Consider the following 21,768-nt stretch of genomic DNA (forward strand, 5'->3'; position numbering starts at 1 on the left):
TCAAAACCCTATCAGGTGTCGCCGGAACCGGTCTCCTGCCGCGCCAGCCACGTCTGGTACGGGACGCGCGCCAGCTCGAAGGTGTCGGCGGTGCGCGTGTACCCGCCGCGCCCACCCATGCGGCCCACCAGCTGCAGGGCCGCCGTGTCCACGTACAGCCGCTCGGGGTCCAGCATCGCGTCGTCCCGGACGTGCACGCCCAGCACCTCGCCCAGCACCACGCGGTTCCGGCCGATGCGGACGGTCTGCACCTCCCGGCACTCCAGGCTCACGGGGCTCGCCGTGACGCGCGGCACGCGCACCAGCGTGCCCGGCGTGAGCTGCAGGCCCGCCACGCCCGCCTCGTCCACGCCGGGCGGGAAGTCCGTCGCGGAGAGGTTCATGGCCTCACTCAGCGCCTCGCTCACCAGGTTGATCACGAATTCCCCGCCGCCCGCACCGTCCGGCCCGGCGATGTTGCGGGCCGTGTCCTTCGGCGTGCCGTCCGGCCGGTCGCCGGGCGAGAACGCCACCACGGCCGGATCGCTGCCCATCATGTTGAAGAAACTGTACGGCGCGAGATTCACGCCGCTCCCGTCGAGGTTCAGGGTGCTGACCCACGCGATGGGGCGCGGCACGATCACGGCAGTCAGCAGTTTGTACCCGTCGGCGGGCGAGAGGGCAGCGAGGTCGTAATGCATGACCCAGGCTACCGGATGCCCCTGCCGGGAACCGTGCCGTGAAGGGCCGCTCAAGGCGCGAAGCTGACCGCTCCTTGAGAGATGGACGCCTGTCATGAACCACTCACTACAATGCACTCAGATCACCAGAACGCACGCCAGCGGCTCGGTACGGCGCGCGGCACCGCAACTCCCGGAGGCAGACATGGATTGGCAGAACCTACCCAGCAGCAACAACGTAGAGGACCGTCGCGGCAGCGGGGGAGGGCGCGGCGGCGGGGTCGCCATCGGCGGCGGCGCGGCCATCATCATCGCGCTGCTCGGCTGGTTCTTCGGCATCGACACCAGTTCCATCACGGGCGGCAGCCAGACGCAGTCGCGGCCCAGCCAGTCGCAGGGCAGTGCGGGCACGCAGTCGCAGGCGCAGGACACGCAGTTCGTCAGCAAGATCCTCGGCAGCACCGAACAGGTGTGGGGCGACATCTTCCAGAAGAACGGCCGCACGTACCAGGCGCCGCGCCTCGTGCTGTTCTCCGGCGCGACCGACAGCGCCTGCGGTCAGGCGGACAGCGCCGTCGGTCCCTTCTACTGCCCCAGCGACACCAAGGTGTACCTCGACACGGACTTCTTCGCGCAGATGCAGGCCCAGCTGGGCGGCGGCGGCGACTTCGCGGACGCGTACGTGATCGCGCACGAGGTCGGGCATCACGTGCAGAACCTCCTCGGCATCTCCGACAAGGTCGACCGCGCCCAGCGCAGCGCCCGCAGCGAAGCGCAGGCGAACAAGTACTCCGTGGCGCTGGAACTGCAGGCCGACTGCTTCGCGGGCGTGTGGGGCAAACGCTCCAGCACGCAGACGAACCTCACGCAGCAGGACGTGCAGAGCGCCATCAACACCGCCACCGCCATCGGTGACGACGCCCTGCAGAAACAGTCCCGCGGCTACGTCGTGCCGGACTCCTTCACGCACGGCACGTCGCAGCAGCGCGTCAGCTGGTTCATGAAGGGCTTCCAGGGCGGCGACCCCGCCCAGTGCGACACCTTCAACGGCGCCATCTGACCCGGACCCCGGCCCCGGCCGTCCCTGCCTGAGCGGCACGCCCGCCTGCCGCCCCCTGTCCAGCCCACCCCGCCACAGTTGCCGCGCCGCGCCACTGCCATGATCGGAACGTGACCCGCCGCCTCACCACCCCCGCGTCCCCGGCCCACCTGAAGGTCGGGGACGCGGTCGTCGAGGTGCGCCGCAGCCCGCGCCGCCGCACCGTCGCCCTGAAGGTCGGGCCGGGCGGCGCCGTCCTGTACGCCCCGACCGGCGTGAGCGCCGCCCGCCTGACGGCCTTCCTGACGCAGCGGCAGGACTGGCTGCTCGGCCACCTCGCCACGTTCGCCCGCCAGCGCGTCCGCACGCCCCTCACGGACGGCCAGTCCCTCCCGCTGCTGGACGGCACCCTCACGCTGCGCCTCACGCCCGGCACGCGCGCCGCCCGCCGCGAAGGCACGGACCTGCACGTCCACCCGCAGCACCTCACCGCGCAGATCGAGGCGTGGTACCGGCAGGCGGCCCTCGCGCACTTCACGCCGCTCGTCCACACCCTCGACCGGCACCTGCGTGACGTCGCGCCGCAGCGCCGCGTCACGCCGCTCGGCGCGGTCCGGCTCACGCGGGCCGGGAGCCGCTGGGGCAGCTGCACCTCGCGCGGCGACATCCGCCTGCACTGGCGCCTGATGTTCGCGCCGTCCCGCGTCGCGCACTACGTCGCCGCGCACGAGGTCGCGCACCTCGCGCAGATGGACCATTCGCCGCGTTACTGGGCGACCCTCGCGCGCCTGATGCCGGACTATGCCGAACCGAAACGCTGGCTGCGCGAACACGGCGAGACCCTCACGCTCTGGGACGACCCCGCCCCCGACGACCCCGCCCCCACCGCCGACCCCCACACCGCCTGACCGGGCAGCGGCCCACACCGTATAGGTGCGGGCCGCTCGCGTTTTCCTGCGGTGGTCGTCCTGCACGTTCAGGCCCGAACGTTCAGGTCTGGGCGTTCAGGTCTGGGCGTTCAGGACGCGGTGCGGGCCGTCTGGGCCTCCCGCAGGCGACGCCACAGCAGCATCGCCACGCCGCCCGACCACGCCACGCCGAGCGCCCACCCGCCCAGCACGTCCGTCGGGTAGTGCACGCCCAGGTACACGCGCGACACGCCCATGATCACCGTGTACAGCACCCCGAACACCGCGACCGGCCAGCGGTACGGGGTGCGCCACACGAGCGCCGTGACCGTGACCGCCAGGGCCGCCGCCATGCTGCTGTGCCCGCTCGGGAAGGACGTGTCGCCCTCCTGCCACAGCCACGGGATCACCTGCGGCCGCGCCCGCCCGAACGCGAGTTTCAGCACCACGTTCAGCAGCACCGCGCCGCCCACCGACAGCAGGAAGTACCGCGCGACGCTGTGCGCCCGCGTCCACAGCCACACTGTCAGCACCGCGCAGAAGGGCAGCATCACACGTGCACTCCCGATGGTGCTGAACGCCTTCGCCAGCCCCGCGAACCACGCGGGCGCGTGCGCGCGCAGCCCCACCATGAGGGGCGACTCCCACGCGAACGGCTGCTTCTCATGGATGTCGTCCGCGATCTTGCCGAGCAGCGCGAGCGGCAGCACGATCAGCAGGGCCAGGGCCAGCAGTGGGCGCCAGTGCAGACGAATCCAGGAGATCATGAGAACCAGTGTAGGGGGCCGGGGGGAGCGGCCAGATGACAGCAGCGCAAGGGTTCTTTAGGTTGCCCTCAACACCCCCACCCTCCCCCGTGATGGACTGCTCGCATGACCGGACACACCTCAGACGAAGTGATCGGCGACGGCAGCGGGCACGCCCGCGGCACCGACGCCGACAGCGCCACCAAGACCCCCAACCAAGACCGTGGCGTGGTGCAGGACTCGCCCGGCAACCCCGACTACGGCACCGCCGACGACGCGGGCGGCAACGGCAACCTCACCGGCGAGGAACGCCCGCACCCCGAACAGGAGTAATAGGGCTTCCAGTGGTTGCCGTTCACTGAACGGCACGCACCGGGCCGCAGGCAGCAGAGGGGGCGCGCCATGGAATCATTCCACGGCGCGCCCTTCCCTTATTCAGGCGAGGCGGTCCTGCACCATGCGCGCCACCTGCCGCGCCGTCTCGTCGCCCGCCCGGGCCAGCGTTTCGCGTTCGTGCCGCGCCGCGTCCCGCAGGTCGTCCGGGAGGCTGCCGAGGTTGATGTCCACGTTCAGCAGCGTCGCCTGCAGGGCCGCGCCGAGCAGGGCCGCGCCCGCCCCCACGTCCGACACGATGCCGCGGTGCGCGGCCACCGCCGCCTCCTGCGCGAGCTGCAGGGCGGCCAGCAGGTCACGGGCGGCGTGCAGGGGGGCGCGCGTGGCGGCCTGCGCGGCCTGCGCCAGTGCCGCCTGCCGCGCGGCCTGCTCGGCGTCCGTGCCTCTGGGGAGGGCGAGGGCCGCCATGAAGCCCCCGAAGGCCGTCACGTCCGCGTCCGGATGCCCGCGCAGCGCGTCCAGCTGCGCGCGCGCCCGCGCCAGCAGGGCGTGCACGTCCGGCGTGGCGGTGCGGCGGCGCGCCGTGACCTCCAGCGCCATGCACACCAGCCCCAGCCCCAGCGCGCCCGTCACGGCCGCGACCGACCCGCCGCCCGGCGTGGGGTCGCCCGACGCCGTCCGGTCGAGCAGGTCGGCGGCCGTCAGGTCCCACAGGCTCACCGGGCCGCCCTCCGAAGTTCACGGCAGGTGGTCATTCCTGGCGTTCCTCCTGCTGCACCTGCTCGCGCAGCCACAGCATCAGCGCCTCGGCGCTCGCGGGGTTGGTGGCGAGCGCGATGTCGTGCACGTCGCACAGGCGCACGAGGGCGCTCACGTCCGGCTCGTGCGGCTGCGCGGTGAGCGGGTCGCGGAAGAAGAACACGGCCAGCACCTGCTCGGTCGCGATCCTCGCCCCGATCTGCTGGTCGCCGCCCATCGGGCCGCTCAGGACGCGCTCCACGTTCAGCCCCGTCTGCTTCTGCAGGATGCCGCCCGTCGTGCCCGTCGCGACCAGATGAAACTGCCGCAGCACGTCCCGGTGCGACAGGGCGAACAGCGCCAGTTCGAGCTTCTTCTTGTCGTGCGCGATGAGCGCCACCTGCCGGGTGCGCGTGGACGGATGGGCGTCGGTCATGCGCCGATTGTGGCACACGTGCCCCGCACGGTCGGAAGGCGCGTCAGACAGCCGCCGGTGTGCGCGCCGTGAAGTCCCAAGGAATTGTCGGGAGCCGTTCAGCCGCCTGTCACGCCGTGCGGGAATCCTGAGGGCATGAACTTCACCCGACCTGCCGTGCGTGCCGAACGGGGCGCGCGCCGTCCGCGTCTCTCCTGGGCACTGATCGCCCTGCTGACCGGTCCCCTGGCGGGCGCCCAGGGCATGACCGCGCAGACCATGACCGCGTCGTCCGCCGCCCCTGCGGTGTCTGGTGGCCGCGCGGTGCAGGTGCTGCCGCACAGCCGCGTCGTCACGGTCCTGAACGGCACGCCCGCGTGGTTCGTGTGCGACCGTACCGACGCGCGCAGCGTCGCCGTCCTCGGCTGGCCGGACGCGCGCGGCCTGAGTCGCCTCACCACGTACAGCAAGACCAGACCCGGCGAGTACGTCTGGAAGTCGTACCGCGTCGGTGCGGCCGACCCCGGCGCGGGCCAGATCTACTACCCGCTCACGCCCGCCGGGACCGGCTCCGCACCGAACAACGTCCACAGCTTCAACACCGGCATGCTGGACCGCCCGGAGCAGGCGCTCACCCCCGCCATCACCGGCGTCACCAGCAGCGAGGGGAGCGGCGAGTGCCGCTGGACCCTGAACACGCGCCTGCTCGGCTTCGACGCGCGGCGCAGCGTCCTGATCACGCAGGCGCCCGGCGGGACGCTCACGTACCAGACCTTCGACTTCGCCGCGCCCGGCACGCCCACCCACCCGGACGGCGCGCAGCGCAGCAGCACGCCCAGCCTGACCGTGACGGGCGGCACGCGCCTCCTGACGCAGACGCAGGAGGCGTTCGTGTTCCGGAACAACGGGTACACGTACACGGTGCGCGTCGCCCGCGAGGGCCAGCCCGCCGGGGCGAGCGTCACCGTCAGCTGGGCGGGGAAGACCGTGCAGCAGGAGACGCTGACCGGCTACACGTACGCCACGCGCCGCTGACCTGAGGAAACGCCCGGACCGGGATCAGTCGTTGGCGACGCCGGTCGCGAGAGGGAAGCGCAGCGTGGCGCGCGTGCCGCCCAGCGGGGACGCTTCCAGCGCCACCTCGCCGCCATGCGCGAGCATCAGGGCGCGCACCACCGCGAGGCCCAGACCGGTGCCGCCACTGTCGCGCGAGCGGGACGTTTCGAGCCGCACGAAGTTCTCGAAGACGCGTTCGCGTTCCACCTCGGGAATGCCGGGACCGTCGTCGTCCACGTGCACGCACAGGCCACGGCTGGCGTGCGGGGCCTGCACCGTGAGGTGCACGCGGCTGCGCGCGTGCTTGAAGGCGTTCTCGGTGAGGTTCACGAACACCTGCCGCAGCCGGTCCGGGTCGGCCCGCAGGGGCGTCTCCTCGCCCAGCACCTCCACGTGGATGGCGCGGTCGGCGCGGGCCGCCTGGATGTCGTCCGCGACGGCGCGCAGCATGGAGAGCGTCTGCACCTGCCGGGGCTGCACGGTCAGGCGGCCCGCGTCCGCGAGCGACAGGGTCCGCAGGTCCGCCACGAGGCGCGTGAGCAGCTGCGTCTGTGCGGACAGCTGCAGCACCTGCTCCTGATCGAGCGGGTAGATGCCGTCCTCGATGGCGTCCAGCCGGGCCTGCATCACGGTGAGCGGCGTGCGGAGCTCGTGCGCGATGGACGCGACCGTGTCGCGCCGCTCCTGTTCGAGCACCTCCAGGCCCTGCGCCATCACGTTGAAGTTCCGGGCGAGTTCGGTCGTCTCGCGGTCGCCGGGCAGCAGGCGCGCGCGGGCGCTCAGGTCACCCGCCGCGACGTGCATGGCCGCCTCCGACACGGCGCTGATGGGCCGCGCGATGCGGCGCGCGAGGAGCGCGGCGAGCAGCATGCCGAACAGGGCCGACACGAGGCTCGCGCCGCGCAGGCTCTCGCCCACGTCGCGCAGGAAGTTGCGGGCGCGGCTGGCGGGAGAGAACTTCATGCGGCGGATCTGGTCCACGGTCAGGACCGGCCCGATCAGGGTGGGGTGCGTGAAGGTCGAGGTGGTGAGCGGCCCGAGCGGCAGGAGGGGCGTGCACGGCGCGAAGCACGGTGTGGCCGCCGTGCCTGCCGGGGCGGGTACGGGCGGGGCGCTGCTCCGGTCACGGAACTGTTCGCGCAGTTCGGGCGGCAGGCGGTTGATCTGGCGCTGCACCACGAGGTTCGAGAAGAACAGCATGCTGACGCCCGTGACCGCGACCGCCAGCAGCATGCCGACCAGCAGCGTGCCGAGCACGCTCCACGACGCGGACTGCAGGCGTGCGAGCAGCTGGAAGCGGCCCGTCCCGGGGGGCGCTTCCGGCGGCCGGACGCGTGGCGGGAGGCTCAACCGCTCTCCGACAGGCGGTACCCGACGCCGCGCACCGTCTGCAGCAGGCCCGTGCCTCCGGCCGCCTCCAGCTTGCGGCGGGCGCTGGCGAGGTGTGCGTCCACCACGCGTTCCAGCGCCTCGGATTCCGGGAGGGCGGCGGCGAGCAGTTCGGCGCGCGTGAAGGCGCGGCCCGGCGTGGCCGCCATGCACGCCAGCAGCCGGAACTCGGCGGGCGTCAGGGACAGCACGTGACCGTCCAGGCGCGCGAGGACCGCGCCCGTGTCGATCTCCAGGTCCGCGATGCGGTACACCTGCGGCGCGCCTCCGTCCGTGCGGGCGGACGTGCGGCGCAGCACGGCCTTGACGCGCGCCATCACCTCGCGCGGCCGGAAGGGCTTCACGACGTAGTCGTCCGCGCCGAACTCCAGGCCGAGCACCTGGTCCGTCTCCTCGGCGCGGGCCGTGACGAGGATCACGGGCGTCTGACCGTCGGCCCGCACGGCCTTCAGGACGTCCATGCCGCTCAGGCCGGGGAGCATCAGGTCCAGCAGCAGCAGGTCGGGCCGGGCGGCGCGGTACAGGCTGAGGGCGGCCTTGCCGTCGGCGGCCTTCTCGACGCGGTGTCCTTCCTGCTTGAGGTAGGCTTCCAGCACCGCCGCGATCTGCGGTTCATCTTCGACGACCAGGACGAGTGCGCTCATGAGGGTATGGTAGGCCGGATCGGAGAAGGTTTGTCTCAGATTCCGCGCGTCTCTTCGCTGAATCTTCACACGGACTCCACCAAGCCTTCGTGCCCTGCTGGGAGGATGCCAGGTATGACCCGCCTGCCGCCCCGACTTCCGCTGCTGGCCCTGCTGCCTGCCCTGCTGTTCGGGGCGGGGCTGAGTCCGGCCCTGGCGCAGACGGCCGCGCCCACCAGCCCGGCCACCGCTCCGACCCCTGCCGCTCCGTCCCCCGCCACAACCGCCCCGGCCCCGGCGACCCCGGCCACGACCCCTCCGGCCACTCCCGCGCCCACCACCCCCACTCCGGCAGAGGCGGCCCCCGCCACGCCTGCCACCCCGGCGGCCCCGCCCACCCCAGCCACACCTGTCCCCGCGTCCACCGACACCACCCCCGCTCCCTTCACCCTGCAGGACGCCCTGAACGGCGTGACGGCCAGTGCCAGCTACCGGCAACTGCAGCTGACGCTCGCGGCCGCGCAGGCCCAGGCGCAGGCCGCGCAGGCCAGCACCGGCTTCACGGCCGGCGTGAGCGGCAGCCTGAACACCACCGCGACCGGCAGCACCGACACCGCCGGCGCCAGCACCTCCACGTCCGCCAGCGTCACCGCGACCGCCAGTCTGCCCGTCCTGCCGTGGGCGACCGCGAACCTGAACGCCCAGACGGCCGCCCGCGCGTACAGCGTCGCGCAGGTCACGTTCGCGCAGGCCACCGCCGCCCTCAGGAGCAGCGCCGAGCAGGCGTACGGGCGGGCTGTGACCGCGCAGCTGAACCTGGAGATCGCGGGCGCGAACCTCACGCTCACCGAGCGGCAACTCGCGCAGGTGACGGCCTTCCAGGCGAACAACAACGCCACCGTGCAGAGCGTCCAGACCGCGCAGGCCGCCGTGCAGACCGCGCAGACGGCCCTGCAGAGCGCCCGGAACGAACTGGGGTCCGCCCGGCAGGCGCTCGGTACCCTGACGGGCCGCGACCTGAGCGCGGCCACCTTCAGCACCGACCTGGGCGGCATGCTCGCCCTGACGGCCCTCCCGACCGTGCAGGCCGCGCAGGTGGCCGCGCAGGCTTTCAGTCCCGCGCTCGCCAGCGCGCAGAAGGCCGTCACGGACGCGCAGGCGAGCGTCACGACCGCCCAGCGTGCCCGCCGCCTGCCGGACGCGACGCTCAGCGCCCAGTACGGCCCCGGCACCAGCAGCGCCCGCACCGGCCTGAGCGGCAGCCTGAACCTGCAGTCGGGCGTCGCCAGCGCCAGCTACACGCAGGGCTTCGGGAGCAGCGGCGCGGCGTCGTCCCTGGCGCTGGGCCTGAGCGCGAACTTCAACGTGCTCGACCCGGCTGCCGACGGCACCCTGAAGGTCGCGCAGCTGCAGCTGCAGCAGGCGCAGGCGGCCGTGCAGGTGCAGACGGCCACCGTCAGCCAGAACGTGCAGGACGCGTACGACGCCGCGCAGGTCGCCGCGCAGGCGATCTCTGCCCGGCAGACGAGCGTCACGGCGTACACCACCGCCCTGGACACCGTGCAGGCGCGCCTCGCGGTGGGCCTCTCCACCGAGACGGACCTCCTGAACGCCCGGATCGCGCTCGCGCAGGCGAAACGCGACCTGAACACCGCGCAGATCACGGCCCTGACGAGCGCCGCGCAGCTCGCCGCCCTGACCGGCCTGACGGGAGCGCCCTGACCCACACGCCCGCCACCGCCCGACCACCCCACCCCGACCACCCGGCACGCTGACCCGCCCAGCACCGCCGCGCCCGCCCCGGAGGCCCCATGAACCCGCGACCCGCCCACACCCGCCCGCACCTGACCGCCCCCACCGTCCTTCTGACCGCCTTTCTCGCCGTGACGACCGCGCACGCCCAGGCCGCCACCAGCATCACGCTGCCCGCCGCCGTCGCCTCCGCCCTGACCGCCGGGTCCACCGTCCGTGACGCGCAGGCGGGCGTCACGTCCGCCGCCAGCACCCTCAGGGCCGTGCAGGCCGACCCCTCCACCCTCGCGGGCGCGCTGCTCTCCGCGCAGCAGGACAGCACCCTCGCGCAGGCGCAGCTCACGCAGGCCCGCCTGACCGCCACCCAGAACGCCGTCACCGCCTACACCGCCCTCTACCAGACGCAGGAACAGATCACCCTCCAGCAGCTCCAGATTCAGGTGGACACCAAGAACCTGCAGGTCGCTCAGGTGAAACTCAGCACCAGAAACGGCACCGCCCTCGACGTGCAGAACGCCCAGAACACCCTGAACAGCAGCCGCCAGGCCCTGCAGGACGCCCAGGCGCAACTCCTCGTGAACAGCCAGAAGCTCGCGAACGTGATCGGCAGGCCCGGCACGTACACGGCCGCCGCGCCCGCCACGCCGCCCGCCGTGCGCGCCAACACCACCCTCAGCAGCACGTACGCCGCCCTGCTGAAGGACCGACAGGCGGTCGAGACGGCCACCCTGAACGTCAAACTCGCCGACAACGAATTCACGGCCCGCGTCACGCTCGACCAGGCGCGCACCACCCTCGCGAGCGCGCAGAGCACCCTCGCCACCGACCAGAAGACGTACCTGACGACGCTCGCCACCGCGCAGAGCAGCGCCGAGGCCGCGCAGGCCAGCTACCAGACGGCCCTGCAGGCCGAAGCGAACGCCCAGACCAGCTACAAGCAGGACGCCGTGCGCCTCCAGAGCGGCACGATCAGCGCCGTCGCGCTGCTGCAGAGCCAGCTGACCCTCAAGAAAGCGCAGTACGCCCGCGCGCAGGCGCTCGTGGCGCTCTGGCAGTCGCTCGCAGCGCTCAGCACCGCCAGCGGCCAGGACGCCACCGGCCTCGCCAGGTAACGCCCGAACAGAGGAGGCGCCCCCGGAGCGTGACTTCCGGGGGCGCCTCCTGTCCTGCTGCGCCCGGGGGGCGTCACACGGGTTCCGTCCGGTCAGCCCGGCAGGTGGTTCAGGCCCGACGGACCGGAGATCATACGGTGTTGATCCGATTCCAGGGATGCCGGGAACAGCACCGACATCCCTTCTTGGGCAGAACGGACGCTCTACAGGACGCCTGCCCGCTTCTTGGGCAAAACAGCGCCCTGCAGGACGCTTGCCCGCTTCCACCTCCTCAACACCGGACTTGTTGGTGCTCGCGGTCGGGCGGCGGCTTCGCGTTCCGCTCGGCTGAACTCTACAAGTTCAGCTCAAAACCGTATCACACGTCCGGGTAGATCTTCAGTTCCGTGAGGTGCGCGCGTGGGGGGCGCGTCAGGGCGTGCGCGATGCTCTGCGCCATGCCGCGCGGGTCGATGGTCGCCTCCCACGTCATGCCCGCCTCCCGGTTGGTGGGCGTGTCGATGGCGCCCATCGGGTACACCACGCACCCCCGGACGCCCTTGCCTTTCAGTTCGTCGTGCAGGCTCAGCACGTATGCCGCGACGGCCGCCTTGCTGGCCGTGTACAGCGCGGCGCCCTTGCCGCTCATGCGGGCCGCCTGCGCGGCACTGACGCCCACGATCATGCCTTCCTTCTGCTTGAGCATGTGCGGCAGCACGCCCTGCACCGCGTGGAAGAGGGTCGTCATGTTGGCGGTCATCATGCCGTTCAGGTCGTCGGGCGTGGCCTTATGGGCGTCCTGCATGCCGTACGCGCCGACCGTGTGCACCAGCGCGTCCACCTTGTGCCTGCGCAGCTCCTCGATGCTGGCGGGGTCGGACAGGTCGAGGTCCAGCACCTCGGTGGCCGGGACGCGGTCCTCGGCACGTTTGAGGCTCTCGCCGCGCCCGACCAGAATGAGTTCCGCGCCTGCGTCCACGAGTTCCTGCGCGACGGCGGTGGCCAGCGCCCCGCCCGCTCCGGTCAGCATGATGGTGGTTCCGCTCAAGTTCGCCATGCGTTCAGCGTACCCGGAATGCGGCAGGGCGGCGTGATGGAAAAGTTCAGGGAGCGTTGGTGCGCCGCCCCCAGCCTGCACGGGCGGAGGGAGTGCAGGAACAACGGGCGAGGGGCGGCCCGTCCAGCGCCGGGGCCGCCCCTCGCCTGCTCGTTTCTGCCCGGGGTGACGAGCCGCGCGTCACCCGTCCGCTCCGGCTCCCGCCGGTCAGGACATCGACCTGACCGGCCTTCGCGTCACTTCAGGGTTTTCGCCCAGCTGAGGATGGCGGCGTTCGTGGCGTTCGCCTTCTCGAAGGTCGCGGCGTGCCCGGCGCCCGGAATGAGGACCAGCTTGCTGCCCGCGATGCCGTTGTGCATCTTCATGGCGAGCTCGGTGGGCGTGAGGTTGTCCTCCAGGCCGAACACCAGCAGGGTCGGGACCTTGATGGTCGCCAGGACGGGGTTCGCGTCGGGGCGTGTGGCGAGCGCGTTGCCGCCCGCGACCGTGCCGTTCAGGCTGGCCTGCTTCACGAGGCCGCTCAGGAACTGCACCTGGTTCGGCATCTTCATGCGGCTCTCGCCGGTCAGCATGCGGGGCAGGATGCCGGGCACGAGGCTCGCGACGCCCATCTGCTGCGCCTGCTGGGCGTTGCCGCGCCAGCTGGCGGCCTCGGCAGTCCCGGCCGGGTCGGCGGTCGTGTCGATGAACACGAGGCCCGTGAAGCGCTCGGGGCTCATGCGGTACATCTGCAGGAGCGTCATGCCGCCCATGCTCATGCCGCCCACCACGGCGCTCTTCAGGCCGAGGGCGTCCATGGTGCCCAGGATGCTGCGCGCATAGAACTCGATGCTGGCCTCGTTGCCCTGCAGGGTGCTCCTGCCGAAGCCGGGCAGGTCCACCGTGATGACCTGGTACCCGGCGGCGACGAGGGCCGCACGGTTGTTCTTGAACAGCTCGCCGGACAGCGGGTAGCCGTGAATGAGCAGCATGGGTCGGCCCCTGCCTTCGGCCTTGAAGAACACCCGGGCGCCCGTCACGTCCACCATGCCGCTCGCGGGGATCCTGCCGTTCATGAGGGCGCTGCCCATCCGGACGGGCGTCATGGGCATGCCGGGCATCGCCTGCGTCTGCATGGCCTGGCCCGGCATCTGCTGGCCCTGCATGGTCTGACCCTGGACGGGCTGGGCGGGAATGGCGTTCTGAGCGGACGCCGCGCTGACGGGCAGGACGGTGAGGGCGAACGTGAGGAGCGAACGGTTGAAGTGACGCATGCTGTGCCTCCTGGGCAGAAAGGAAAGGGGGGATGAGAGCGGCCCGTGAGGTGCTGTTCGCAGGGGCGCTGGGTATGCAAGGGGCACTGTACCCGCCCCCGGCGCGCCCGCTGCGGAGCTTCAAGGAAGGTTCAGCGGCCCCTGTGCGTCTCCTCAAGGGTTGCCCCATGCCGCCCGAAGGAACCATGACGGTCCGCTCAAGGCCGCCCCGCCCGCACACCCGCCCGAAACGCGGCGCGACTCCCGCTCAGCGCGGAACGCGGCGGTACACTGGGCGGCGAACGACGGCCCGCCACACCCGCACCTCGACCGGGCGGCCCACCCGCCCCCTCACCCGCAAGGACGTGACCCATGACCGAGCAGCGACCCAGCCTCACCGACCTCCCCGCCTGGAAGGCCCTCCAGGCGCACCACCAGCAGACGCACGACACCACCCTCGGTGAGCTGTTCGCGCAGGACGCCACGCGCGGCGAGCGCCTCACGCTCGAAGCCGCGGGCCTGTACCTCGACTACTCCAAGAACCGCGTCACGGACGACACCCTGAAGCTCCTCGTGCAGCTCGCGCAGGAGGCGGGCGTCGAACAGAAGCGCGACGCGATGTTCGCGGGCGAGAAGATCAACGTCACCGAGGACCGCGCCGTGCTGCACACCGCCCTGCGCGCTCCGCGCAGCGCGACCGTCATGGTGGACGGCCGCAACGTCGTCCCGGACGTGCACGAGGTGCTGGACCGCATGGCGGACTTCGCGCGGCAGGTGCGGGACCGCACGTGGCTCGGCCACACCGGCAAACCCATCACGAACATCGTCAACATCGGCATCGGCGGCTCCGACCTGGGGCCCGTCATGGCGTACCGCGCGCTGGAATTCTACGCGGACCGCGGCCTCACGCTGCGCTTCGTGTCGAACGTCGACGGGACGGAATTCGTGGAAGCCGTCCGCGACCTGAACCCCGAAGAGACGCTGTTCATCGTGAGTTCCAAGACCTTCACCACGCAGGAAACCATGGCGAACGCCGGGAGCGCCCGCGCATGGACGCTCGCTGCGCTGCACGACGACGTCGCCATCGCCCGGCACTTCGTGGCCGTGTCCACCAACGCCACCGCCGTCCAGAAGTTCGGGATCGACACCCGCAACATGTTCGGCTTCTGGGACTGGGTCGGCGGACGGTACAGCATGGACAGCGCCATCGGCCTGAGCCTCATGCTCGCCATCGGGCCGGGTCAGTACGAGGAACTCCTCGCGGGCTTCCACGACATGGACGAGCACTTCCGCACCGCGCCCCTGCACGCCAACATGCCCGCCCTGCTCGCCCTGATCGGACTGTGGTACGACGACTTCTACGACGCGCAGACGCTCGCCGTCCTCCCGTACGACCATTACCTCTCGCAGTTCAGCGCGTACCTGCAGCAGCTCGACATGGAAAGCAACGGCAAGCACGTCACGCTGGACGGCCACACCGTCACGTACCAGACGGGACCCGTCATCTGGGGCCAGCCGGGCACGAACGGCCAGCACGCCTTCTACCAGCTGATCCACCAGGGCACGAAACTCATCCCGTGCGACTTCATCGGCTTCGTGAACACCCTCAACCTGCTCGGCGAGCACCACGACCTGCTGATGGCGAACGTGTTCGCGCAGACCGAAGCGCTCGCGTTCGGCAAGACGCTCGACCAGGTGCTCGCCGAGGGCGTGCCCGCCGACCTCGCCCCGCACCGCGTGTTCGACGGGAACCGCCCCACCAACACGCTCCTCGCGGACACGCTCACGCCGCGCGTGCTGGGCGCCATGATCGCCCTGTACGAGCACAAGGTCTTCGTGCAGGGCGCCGTGTGGAACATCAACAGCTTCGACCAGTGGGGCGTGGAGCTGGGCAAGGTCCTGGCGAGCCGCATCGTGCCGGAACTGCAGGCGGACGCCGCGCCGGACCTGACGCACGACAGCAGCACCAACGCCCTCATCCGCCGCTACCGCGCAGGCCGGGGCCGCAACTGAACTGATACCGCACAGAACTCAAGGCGTCCTGGCGAGCGGAGCAAACCGGCATGACCTGACGCCGACCACCTGAACCGAGAGCGGGCCGCCCACACCAGGGGCGGCCCGCTTCACGTTCCTTCGTTCACTCGCCGCGCTCGCACGCCAGCCCGTTGTGGTTCCGGTCCAGCGTCGTCCGGTACCCCAGCACGCCCAGACGCAGCGGCGCACGCCCCGCCGCCCGCACCGCCGCGCACGACCGGAAGTACACCACGCCCCGGCCCGCCAGCGGCGCACTGGCACTCACGGGCCGCGTCAGGGCACGCGACACGTACCCGCCCCGCCCGCCCACCGTCGTCCGGCACCACTGCCCCCGGCACGCCACGATCAGCAGCGTGCCCTTCGGCACGACGCTCAGCACGCGGCCCGACACGCCCGGCGAACGGCGCAGGTTCACGCTGCCCGTCGTGACGGCCGTCGCCGCCTGCGCCGTGGTCAGGCACGCCACACTCAGGGCCAGGATTCGCATCATGTTCTTCATGCGTTCAGCAGACACGCCGTGCCTGACCCGCACCTGACTGCCAGCAGGGGAGACGCAGCACACGCACACGCCAGGGGGGACGACCGTCACCGCCACCCCGACCCGCCCAAGCAGAAGCTCAGGTGAAAATTCAGATAGTAACACCCCTTCTGTACGTTTTGAGGGCGAAAGCCAAAAGAAGAAGTATCGTGATTAAACGCAAAGGCTTAAAAATAGGATGCTAATTCCTGGATAATCTACGATCACGCATTTTGTTTAGCGAGTCATTCAGAACATCCATGTCTCTTTGCGGTATGATTTGGCTCCCTTTTAATAAAATTTTGTTTGTGAATTCGACCGCCTCGCCAAAACTTGTATCATCTTTTCCTTCCCGGAATATATCATCTAATGTATCTATATTGCTTCCTATGCCGGTTGGAATAATGATGCGCATGCGCGATACCTCTGATGGCACCATCTCAAGGACCCCGCCGCCAAAACTGCGCCCTTCAATTTCTGCGGATAGCAACGTTAAAGAGTTATGAAAGGCACAAATGAAGTCTGTTTCGTTTATGGAAGGATTTTTGATAAGCCTTCCTCTATATATAGTGTCAGTTGTTAACGCATCATGTTGGTTATATATTACCCTCGGGGAGTAATGAGAACGCTTGGAAAGAAGAATCTTGCCGCCAACCATATTTGGTATCCGATACCAAGGCTTTCTCACTGTGCATTTGTATCTTTTGTCAAGGTTTACTTCTTCCCCAATTTTAATATATTCAGACGGCTTTTCATAATCTAAAGGGTCAGGTTTTTCCGGTGAAAAATTGAGTATATAAGATTTTTCATCCATTGATATAGACTTTCTATGATCAAGACGTGTGTAGACTGCGCCTCTAGATTGCCTCGACCTTGCTAATAAAGGCTCTGCCCATGGTTCTAGTTCGAAAGCTTGCATTGTTGAATGATCTATACAAAAGTAATCGTTCGCTCCCGTCACAATCGAGACATCAAACTTTACAAATTTATTGACCAAGTCAGTCCTGCTCTGAATATCCTCATAAACCGAAAGTTGTTTAGAATTTAAAAGATATCTATACCATGTGTCGTTATTGACTATTGTGTGTAACCATTCTTCTTGATTACGATCTGGATAATGCTGTATAAAACGGACAACATTATTCCCGCTAGCCCTCCTGCCGCTTATTATGAGCGTTTCTTGTAAAACACCTTCAAATATTTTTGGTGGAAACACGTCGATTGTAAGTTCAGAGCAATTACTTAAAAGCCATTTTCTAAATTGTTTTGCGGCCACCCCAGCTAAAGATTCGTCAGGAATGATAAAGGCAAAAGTACCACCGTTCTTTAATTTAGATATCGATGAAATAACAATTGGCACCCAAATATTAGCCACTCTCTTTATATCAATATTGTTTTCAAGCGATATTTTGTCAATACTCTTCTTGTCTGCTTCTGATGTAAATTGATATCTGACATAAGGTGGATTACCTACTACGATATCATATCCTCCGATATCGGTATGGGCATCAAAGTATGACTTGTTAATAATATTGCCCTGAATTTGGAAACGTATCAATTTAGCACTCGATTTTAGTGCCTCCTCTTTTAATATTTCAATGCCAGTAAAATCGACTTCGTTCGAAATGGTGCTGCGACTGAAACCGGTTATGAAAGCACCGTCTCCACAAGAAGGTTCTAGTACTTTTAAATTTGATATGTGTGATTTCAGTGATATAGCACGTGAGATTGCAAGATCGACTAATTTACTTGGCGAATAAAAACCGCCGCGCAGCTTATCTGTCGTAAGAGTATCTGAAGTTTTCACTGAAATGATTATATCTGCACTGAAGCTTTTTGACAACTTGAATCCTAGTCTGCATAATTTTGTTTAAAAGATTAGAAGGAGTGCAAGATGAAAATTATTAGTCAGCCACTCAAAAGCAGTCAAACCGCATTGGATCATTTAAAAAAAGCTCTTCTCGATCCAAATATAACATCACTCACTTTTATCGTCGCATGGGCGAAGGCTAGTGGTTTAAAACTTATTGAAAGCGAGTTAAAAGATCTAAAGACGAAGAAAATAGCTAGTAGGATAATACTTGGGATCGATGAAGGGGGTGCGACCATTGAGGGAATTGATATGGCTATTCAGCTCTTTGAAGAATGCTATATATATCACAATAAATCCCGTGGGACATTTCATCCAAAAGTTTACAGGTTTGAATCAAATACTTCGTCGATAATGATTGGCTCAAGCAATCTTACGTTCGGCGGACTTAGTTATAACTACGAATCTAATGTAATATTAGAAGCGCACGATGTAGATTTCGCATTTATGAGTTCTGAAATAGATGGTTACATAGCTACTATTATGTCCGATACTAGTTGTTTATTCAAAATTGATAATGGCAATAAAAGCGCAATTTACTCTAATCCGATATATAAAGTAAAGTCCGAGAAAAGACCGCCAATAGGTGGCGTGAGTGTTGGAAGATCTGGGTTGAAGCCATCAGTATTTGGACGCAGTATATTGCCACTAGCTCCTGTTCAGAGAGTACGTAAGGCAGTAAAGTCTATTAAGAAAATTAAAAAACTCCGCCCATCAATCAATGGGAAGCCATCATTGCCTTTGAGTCCATCAACGGTGATCAGAAGATGGGTGAAAAAACTGAATACAACTGATTCGCAACAAGTGAATCCTGGATCAAACCCTACAGGTAATCTTAGACTGTCAAAGGCTCAAAACAACATTACTTCCCAAACGTATTTTAGGGGAATATTTTTTTCAAGCCTCGTCTGGACTTCGGCACCTGTAACATCTCTTGTAATGACCCATAAAGAAATTGCAAGTTTGGACGCTTATGTATATTTCGATGGCATTTACTATGGTATATTTCAGATTGAGATCTCGCATTCTACCAGTCGTATTGCCTCACAAGCGAATATTGCAAGTGTTTTACATTGGAGGCGACTGTTGCCAATTCTTACGTCTTCAAATTATAAAGGTGGATACGTCTCGATTGAACTGAATGCAAGCGGCGAGTATATCATCAGGGTTGATAAATCCCCATCTTCAATACCTATATCATTGCCTTAGTTGTTACTGTTTTAACCAACCCTGCAAGCTCTTGACTGGCAACTCTTTACCCTGTGCTGCAGCAATTGCCTTGGCGGTCCACTCGGCCCCTTCCTTGGTGCTCACAATCGGCACGCCGCGTTCCAGCGCCGTGCGGAGCAGCTGGCTGCCGGTCACGTCGATCAGCAGGTCGGGGAGGGTGTCGCCGTCCTGCGTGCGGGTGACGGTCAGTCCGGCGCGGGTGAGGTCGGCGGCCACGTCGTCGAGGCCCTCGCCGAGCAGCAGCGCCACACCCTCGAGGGGCAGGTTGCTCTTGGCCCCCAGTTCAGCGCGGTAGTACGCGAGGTAGGGGTCGGCGTCGATGCCCATGCTCTCGCCGGTGCTCTTCATCTCCGGCCCCAGGATGGGCAGCACGCCCCGGAACTTCAGGAATGGCAGGTGCACTTCCTTGACGCTGTACATGGCGGGGGTGGGCGTCTCGGTGAACCCGATCTGTTCCAGCGTCTGCCCGACGGCGATGCGGGCGGCGTACTTGGCGAGCGGGTGCCCGACGGCCTTGCTGACGTAGGGCACGGTGCGGCTGGCGCGCGGGTTGGCTTCCAGGATGTACGGCGTGCCGTCCTTGATGGCCCACTGGACGTTCATCAGGCCCTTCACGCCGAGTTCCAGCGCGAGGCGTTCGGTGGTGGCCTTGATGGTGGCGGTCAGCTCACTGCTCAGGCTGACGGGCGGGATGATGCAGGCGCTGTCGCCCGAGTGGACTCCGGCGGCCTCGATGTGCTCCATGATGCCCGCGACGACGGCGGTGTGGCCGTCGCAGAGCGTGTCCACGTCGAGTTCCAGTGCGCCTTCCAGGTACTGGTCGAGGAGGATGCTGGGTTGCCCTTCGACGGCGGCGTACACCTCGTCGAGGTACGTCTGGAGTTCCTCGGCGCTGCGGACGGTGCGCATGGCGCGGCCGCCGAGGACGTAGCTGGGGCGGGCCATGAGCGGGAAGCCGAGGCGGGCGGCCAGTTCCTGCGCTTCGCCCGCGTTCTGCGCGACGAGGCCCCGGGGCTGCGGGATGCCGAGGCGTTCGCACAGCGCGTTGAAGCTGGCGCGGTCCTCGGCCTCGTCGATGGTGGCCGGGCTCGTCCCGATGATGGGCGCGCCTGCCGCTTCCAGCCTCGCGGCCAGTTTCAGGGGCGTCTGCCCGCCGAGCTGCACGATCACGCCGATGGGCTTCTCATGCTCGACGATGTTCATGACGTCCTCGAAGGTGAGCGGCTCGAAGTACAGGCGGTCGGCGGTGTCGTAGTCGGTGCTGACCGTCTCGGGGTTGCTGTTCACCATGATGGTCTCGTACCCGAGGTCCTGCAGCGCCCAGACGGCGTGCACGGTGGCGTAGTCGAACTCCACGCCCTGCCCGATGCGGTTGGGGCCGCTGCCCAGGATCACGACCTTGGGCTTGTCGGTGGCGGTCACCTCGTCTTCCCACTCGTAGGTGCTGTAGTGGTACGGGGTGTGCGCCTCGAACTCGGCGGCGCACGTGTCCACGGTCTTGTAGACGGGCGTGGCGCGGGCGGCCTTGCGGATGGCGCGCACGTCCAGTTCGCTCAGGCCGACGATCTCGCCGATGCGGGCGTCGCTGAAGCCAAGGCGTTTCACTTCGCGCCAGTACTCGTACTTCCACTCGCGGATCGGGCCGAGGTCCAGGATCTCGCTTTCGGCCGCGACGATCTCGTGCAGCTGCCCCAGGAACCACGGGTCGATCCTGGTGGCCTCGAAGAGCTGCTCCCTGGTCTCGCCGCGCCGCAGCAGTTCGATGAGTGCCTCCAGGCGGCGCGGGTTGGGGTACAGCAGGGCGCGCAGGTCGTCCACGCTCATCTGGGCGTACAGGCCGCGCGTGTCGCTCTCGGTGCTGCGCAGTGCCTTCTGCAGGCTTTCCTTGAAGGTGCGGCCCACGGCCATCACCTCGCCCACGCTGCGCATCTGCGTGCCCAGGTGGTCAGAGGTGCCGGGGAACTTCTCGAACGCGAAGCGCGGGATCTTGGTGACGACGTAGTCGATGCTCGGCTCGAAACTGGCGGGCGTGACGCGCGTGATGTCGTTCGGCAGTTCGTCGAGGTGGTACCCGACGGCCAGGAGTGCCGCGATCTTCGCGATGGGGAACCCGGTCGCCTTGCTGGCCAGCGCGCTGGAGCGGCTCACGCGCGGGTTCATCTCGATCACGATGACGCGCCCGTTGTCGGGGTTGACCGCGAACTGGATGTTGCTGCCGCCCGTCGCCACGCCGATCTCGCGGATGATGGCTAAGCTCTGGTCGCGCAGACGCTGGTACTCCACGTCGCTGAGCGTCTGGGCGGGCGCGACGGTGATGCTGTCGCCGGTGTGCACGCCCATCGGGTCGAAGTTCTCGATGCTGGTGATGATGATGACCGTGTCGGCCGTGTCACGCATCACTTCCAGCTCGTACTCCTTCCAGCCCAGGATGCTTTCCTCCAGCAGCACGCTGGTCACGGGGCTGTCGCGCAGGCCGCCCTCGGTGATGTCGAGGAACTCCTCGTACGTGTGCGCGATGCCGCCGCCCGTCCCGCCGAGCGTGAAGCTGGGCCGGATCACGATGGGCAGCCCGATCTCCTTCTGGTACTCCACGGCCTCATCCATGCTGTGCACCATCCGGCCGCGCGCCGTCTCCACGCCGATCTTCGCCATGGCCGCCTGGAACAGCTCGCGGTCCTCGCCCTTCTTGATGGCTTCGACGCCCGCGCCGATCAGTTCCACGCCGTACTTCTCCAGCACGCCCTGCTCGTGCAGGTCCATCGCGAGGTTCAGGGCCGTCTGCCCGCCCAGCGTCGGGAGGAGCGCGTCGGGCTTCTCGAGCGCGATGACGCGCTCCACGAATTCCGTCGTGAGCGGCTCCAGGTACGTGGCGTCCGCGAGGTCGGGGTCCGTCATGATGGTCGCCGGGTTGCTGTTGACCAGCACCACGCGGTACCCCTCGCCCTTGAGGGCCTTGAGAGCTTGTGTTCCGCTGTAATCGAACTCGGCCGCCTGCCCAATCTGGATGGGGCCGCTGCCGAGGATCAGGATGGTCTGGAGATCAGTGCGCTTGGGCATTCCAGAGAGTCAGTATGGCACG

General features: G+C 66.5%; 19 protein-coding genes. 8 read left to right on the forward strand and 11 right to left on the reverse strand.

What is annotated here, in order from left to right; genetic code table 11:
• Positions 1-11: 11 nt before the first annotated feature.
• On the reverse strand, positions 12-680 hold the full coding sequence (locus IEY33_RS12130) for a flavin reductase family protein (protein ID WP_188963546.1): 669 nt from the start codon (positions 678-680) through the stop codon (positions 12-14).
• Between the two features lie 184 nt (positions 681-864).
• Here IEY33_RS12130 and ypfJ point away from each other — a divergent pair, with 184 nt between their 5' ends.
• Together ypfJ and IEY33_RS12140 are read left to right on the forward strand one after the other, a co-directional pair.
• On the forward strand, positions 865-1,719 hold the full coding sequence (gene ypfJ, locus IEY33_RS12135) for a KPN_02809 family neutral zinc metallopeptidase (RefSeq protein ID WP_188963547.1): 855 nt from the start codon (positions 865-867) through the stop codon (positions 1,717-1,719).
• A 110-nt stretch (positions 1,720-1,829) separates the two neighbouring features.
• Positions 1,830-2,606 (forward strand): M48 family metallopeptidase, encoded by a 777-nt coding sequence (locus tag IEY33_RS12140; RefSeq protein ID WP_229670976.1) that lies wholly within the window; start codon positions 1,830-1,832, stop codon positions 2,604-2,606.
• A gap of 110 nt (positions 2,607-2,716) precedes the next feature.
• Here the strand turns inward: IEY33_RS12140 and IEY33_RS12145 are convergent, their stop codons facing one another.
• Positions 2,717-3,373: a phosphatase PAP2 family protein gene (locus IEY33_RS12145; RefSeq protein WP_229670977.1), complete on the reverse strand. Its 657-nt coding sequence runs from the start codon at positions 3,371-3,373 to the stop codon at positions 2,717-2,719.
• Positions 3,374-3,478: 105 nt separating this feature from the next.
• Between IEY33_RS12145 and IEY33_RS12150 the strand changes: the two genes are divergently transcribed.
• Positions 3,479-3,685, forward strand: coding sequence for a hypothetical protein (locus tag IEY33_RS12150; protein ID WP_188963548.1), 207 nt, complete (start codon positions 3,479-3,481; stop codon positions 3,683-3,685).
• Between the two features lie 102 nt (positions 3,686-3,787).
• Here IEY33_RS12150 and IEY33_RS12155 read toward each other — a convergent pair whose 3' ends face one another.
• Both IEY33_RS12155 and IEY33_RS12160 read right to left on the reverse strand, forming a co-directional pair.
• The gene (locus IEY33_RS12155) at positions 3,788-4,405 is read right to left on the reverse strand and encodes a cyclodeaminase/cyclohydrolase family protein (RefSeq protein ID WP_188963549.1); all 618 of its coding nucleotides are present in this window, start codon (positions 4,403-4,405) and stop codon (positions 3,788-3,790) included.
• A gap of 31 nt (positions 4,406-4,436) precedes the next feature.
• Positions 4,437-4,859 (reverse strand): methylglyoxal synthase, encoded by a 423-nt coding sequence (locus tag IEY33_RS12160; RefSeq protein WP_188963550.1) that lies wholly within the window; start codon positions 4,857-4,859, stop codon positions 4,437-4,439.
• 135 nt (positions 4,860-4,994) lie between these two features.
• On the opposite strand from IEY33_RS12160, the gene IEY33_RS12165 reads away from it, so the two are divergent.
• A complete protein-coding gene (locus tag IEY33_RS12165; RefSeq protein WP_188963551.1) occupies positions 4,995-5,873 on the forward strand; it encodes a hypothetical protein in 879 nt (292 codons plus the stop codon).
• A gap of 24 nt (positions 5,874-5,897) precedes the next feature.
• On the opposite strand, the gene IEY33_RS12170 is transcribed toward IEY33_RS12165, so the two are convergent.
• Together IEY33_RS12170 and IEY33_RS12175 are read right to left on the reverse strand one after the other, a co-directional pair.
• Positions 5,898-7,244 (reverse strand): sensor histidine kinase, encoded by a 1,347-nt coding sequence (locus tag IEY33_RS12170; RefSeq protein ID WP_229670978.1) that lies wholly within the window; start codon positions 7,242-7,244, stop codon positions 5,898-5,900.
• Positions 7,241-7,927 carry a response regulator transcription factor gene (locus tag IEY33_RS12175; protein WP_188963552.1) on the reverse strand — a complete coding sequence of 229 codons (687 nt, stop codon included), beginning with the start codon at positions 7,925-7,927 and terminating at the stop codon, positions 7,241-7,243. The genes IEY33_RS12170 and IEY33_RS12175 overlap by 4 nt, the downstream gene beginning before the upstream one ends.
• Positions 7,928-8,041: 114 nt before the next feature.
• Between IEY33_RS12175 and IEY33_RS12180 the strand changes: the two genes are divergently transcribed.
• Positions 8,042-9,628 carry a TolC family protein gene (locus IEY33_RS12180; RefSeq protein WP_188963553.1) on the forward strand — a complete coding sequence of 529 codons (1,587 nt, stop codon included), beginning with the start codon at positions 8,042-8,044 and terminating at the stop codon, positions 9,626-9,628.
• 89 nt (positions 9,629-9,717) lie between these two features.
• On the forward strand, positions 9,718-10,770 hold the full coding sequence (locus IEY33_RS12185; protein ID WP_188963554.1) for a TolC family protein: 1,053 nt from the start codon (positions 9,718-9,720) through the stop codon (positions 10,768-10,770).
• 358 nt (positions 10,771-11,128) lie between these two features.
• Here IEY33_RS12185 and IEY33_RS12190 read toward each other — a convergent pair whose 3' ends face one another.
• A complete protein-coding gene (locus IEY33_RS12190) occupies positions 11,129-11,806 on the reverse strand; it encodes an SDR family oxidoreductase (protein WP_188963555.1) in 678 nt (225 codons plus the stop codon).
• A 236-nt stretch (positions 11,807-12,042) separates the two neighbouring features.
• Positions 12,043-13,059: an alpha/beta fold hydrolase gene (locus IEY33_RS12195; protein WP_229670979.1), complete on the reverse strand. Its 1,017-nt coding sequence runs from the start codon at positions 13,057-13,059 to the stop codon at positions 12,043-12,045.
• A gap of 351 nt (positions 13,060-13,410) precedes the next feature.
• Between IEY33_RS12195 and pgi the strand changes: the two genes are divergently transcribed.
• Positions 13,411-15,051 (forward strand): glucose-6-phosphate isomerase, encoded by a 1,641-nt coding sequence (pgi, locus tag IEY33_RS12200; protein WP_188963556.1) that lies wholly within the window; start codon positions 13,411-13,413, stop codon positions 15,049-15,051.
• Positions 15,052-15,175: 124 nt separating this feature from the next.
• Here the strand turns inward: pgi and IEY33_RS12205 are convergent, their stop codons facing one another.
• Positions 15,176-15,571, reverse strand: coding sequence for an excalibur calcium-binding domain-containing protein (locus IEY33_RS12205; RefSeq protein WP_188963557.1), 396 nt, complete (start codon positions 15,569-15,571; stop codon positions 15,176-15,178).
• Between the two features lie 220 nt (positions 15,572-15,791).
• On the reverse strand, positions 15,792-17,396 hold the full coding sequence (locus IEY33_RS12210) for an Eco57I restriction-modification methylase domain-containing protein (protein WP_188963558.1): 1,605 nt from the start codon (positions 17,394-17,396) through the stop codon (positions 15,792-15,794).
• 87 nt (positions 17,397-17,483) lie between these two features.
• Between IEY33_RS12210 and IEY33_RS12215 the strand changes: the two genes are divergently transcribed.
• Complete coding sequence (locus tag IEY33_RS12215; RefSeq protein WP_188963559.1) at positions 17,484-18,668, forward strand: phospholipase D-like domain-containing protein; 1,185 nt, start codon at positions 17,484-17,486, stop codon at positions 18,666-18,668.
• Positions 18,669-18,671: 3 nt separating this feature from the next.
• Here the strand turns inward: IEY33_RS12215 and carB are convergent, their stop codons facing one another.
• On the reverse strand, positions 18,672-21,746 hold the full coding sequence (gene carB, locus IEY33_RS12220; RefSeq protein WP_188963560.1) for a carbamoyl-phosphate synthase large subunit: 3,075 nt from the start codon (positions 21,744-21,746) through the stop codon (positions 18,672-18,674).
• Between the last annotated feature and the right edge of the window lie 22 nt (positions 21,747-21,768).

Origin of the sequence: Deinococcus aquiradiocola, from assembly GCF_014646915.1 — a bacterium.
In the GTDB taxonomy this organism is placed as follows: domain Bacteria; phylum Deinococcota; class Deinococci; order Deinococcales; family Deinococcaceae; genus Deinococcus; species Deinococcus aquiradiocola.

Coding starts and splice junctions, on each gene's coding strand:
- IEY33_RS12160 (WP_188963550.1), bottom strand. CDS start 4,859: ATGACCGACGCCCATCCGTCCACGCGCACCCGGCAGGTGGCGCTCATC.
- IEY33_RS12130 (WP_188963546.1), bottom strand. CDS start 680: ATGCATTACGACCTCGCTGCCCTCTCGCCCGCCGACGGGTACAAACTG.
- IEY33_RS12150 (WP_188963548.1), top strand. CDS start 3,479: ATGACCGGACACACCTCAGACGAAGTGATCGGCGACGGCAGCGGGCAC.
- IEY33_RS12165 (WP_188963551.1), top strand. CDS start 4,995: ATGAACTTCACCCGACCTGCCGTGCGTGCCGAACGGGGCGCGCGCCGT.
- pgi (WP_188963556.1), top strand. CDS start 13,411: ATGACCGAGCAGCGACCCAGCCTCACCGACCTCCCCGCCTGGAAGGCC.
- IEY33_RS12190 (WP_188963555.1), bottom strand. CDS start 11,806: ATGGCGAACTTGAGCGGAACCACCATCATGCTGACCGGAGCGGGCGGG.
- IEY33_RS12145 (WP_229670977.1), bottom strand. CDS start 3,373: ATGATCTCCTGGATTCGTCTGCACTGGCGCCCACTGCTGGCCCTGGCC.
- IEY33_RS12195 (WP_229670979.1), bottom strand. CDS start 13,059: ATGCGTCACTTCAACCGTTCGCTCCTCACGTTCGCCCTCACCGTCCTG.
- IEY33_RS12185 (WP_188963554.1), top strand. CDS start 9,718: ATGAACCCGCGACCCGCCCACACCCGCCCGCACCTGACCGCCCCCACC.
- IEY33_RS12205 (WP_188963557.1), bottom strand. CDS start 15,571: ATGAAGAACATGATGCGAATCCTGGCCCTGAGTGTGGCGTGCCTGACC.
- IEY33_RS12180 (WP_188963553.1), top strand. CDS start 8,042: ATGACCCGCCTGCCGCCCCGACTTCCGCTGCTGGCCCTGCTGCCTGCC.
- carB (WP_188963560.1), bottom strand. CDS start 21,746: ATGCCCAAGCGCACTGATCTCCAGACCATCCTGATCCTCGGCAGCGGC.
- IEY33_RS12175 (WP_188963552.1), bottom strand. CDS start 7,927: ATGAGCGCACTCGTCCTGGTCGTCGAAGATGAACCGCAGATCGCGGCG.
- IEY33_RS12215 (WP_188963559.1), top strand. CDS start 17,484: ATGAAAATTATTAGTCAGCCACTCAAAAGCAGTCAAACCGCATTGGAT.
- ypfJ (WP_188963547.1), top strand. CDS start 865: ATGGATTGGCAGAACCTACCCAGCAGCAACAACGTAGAGGACCGTCGC.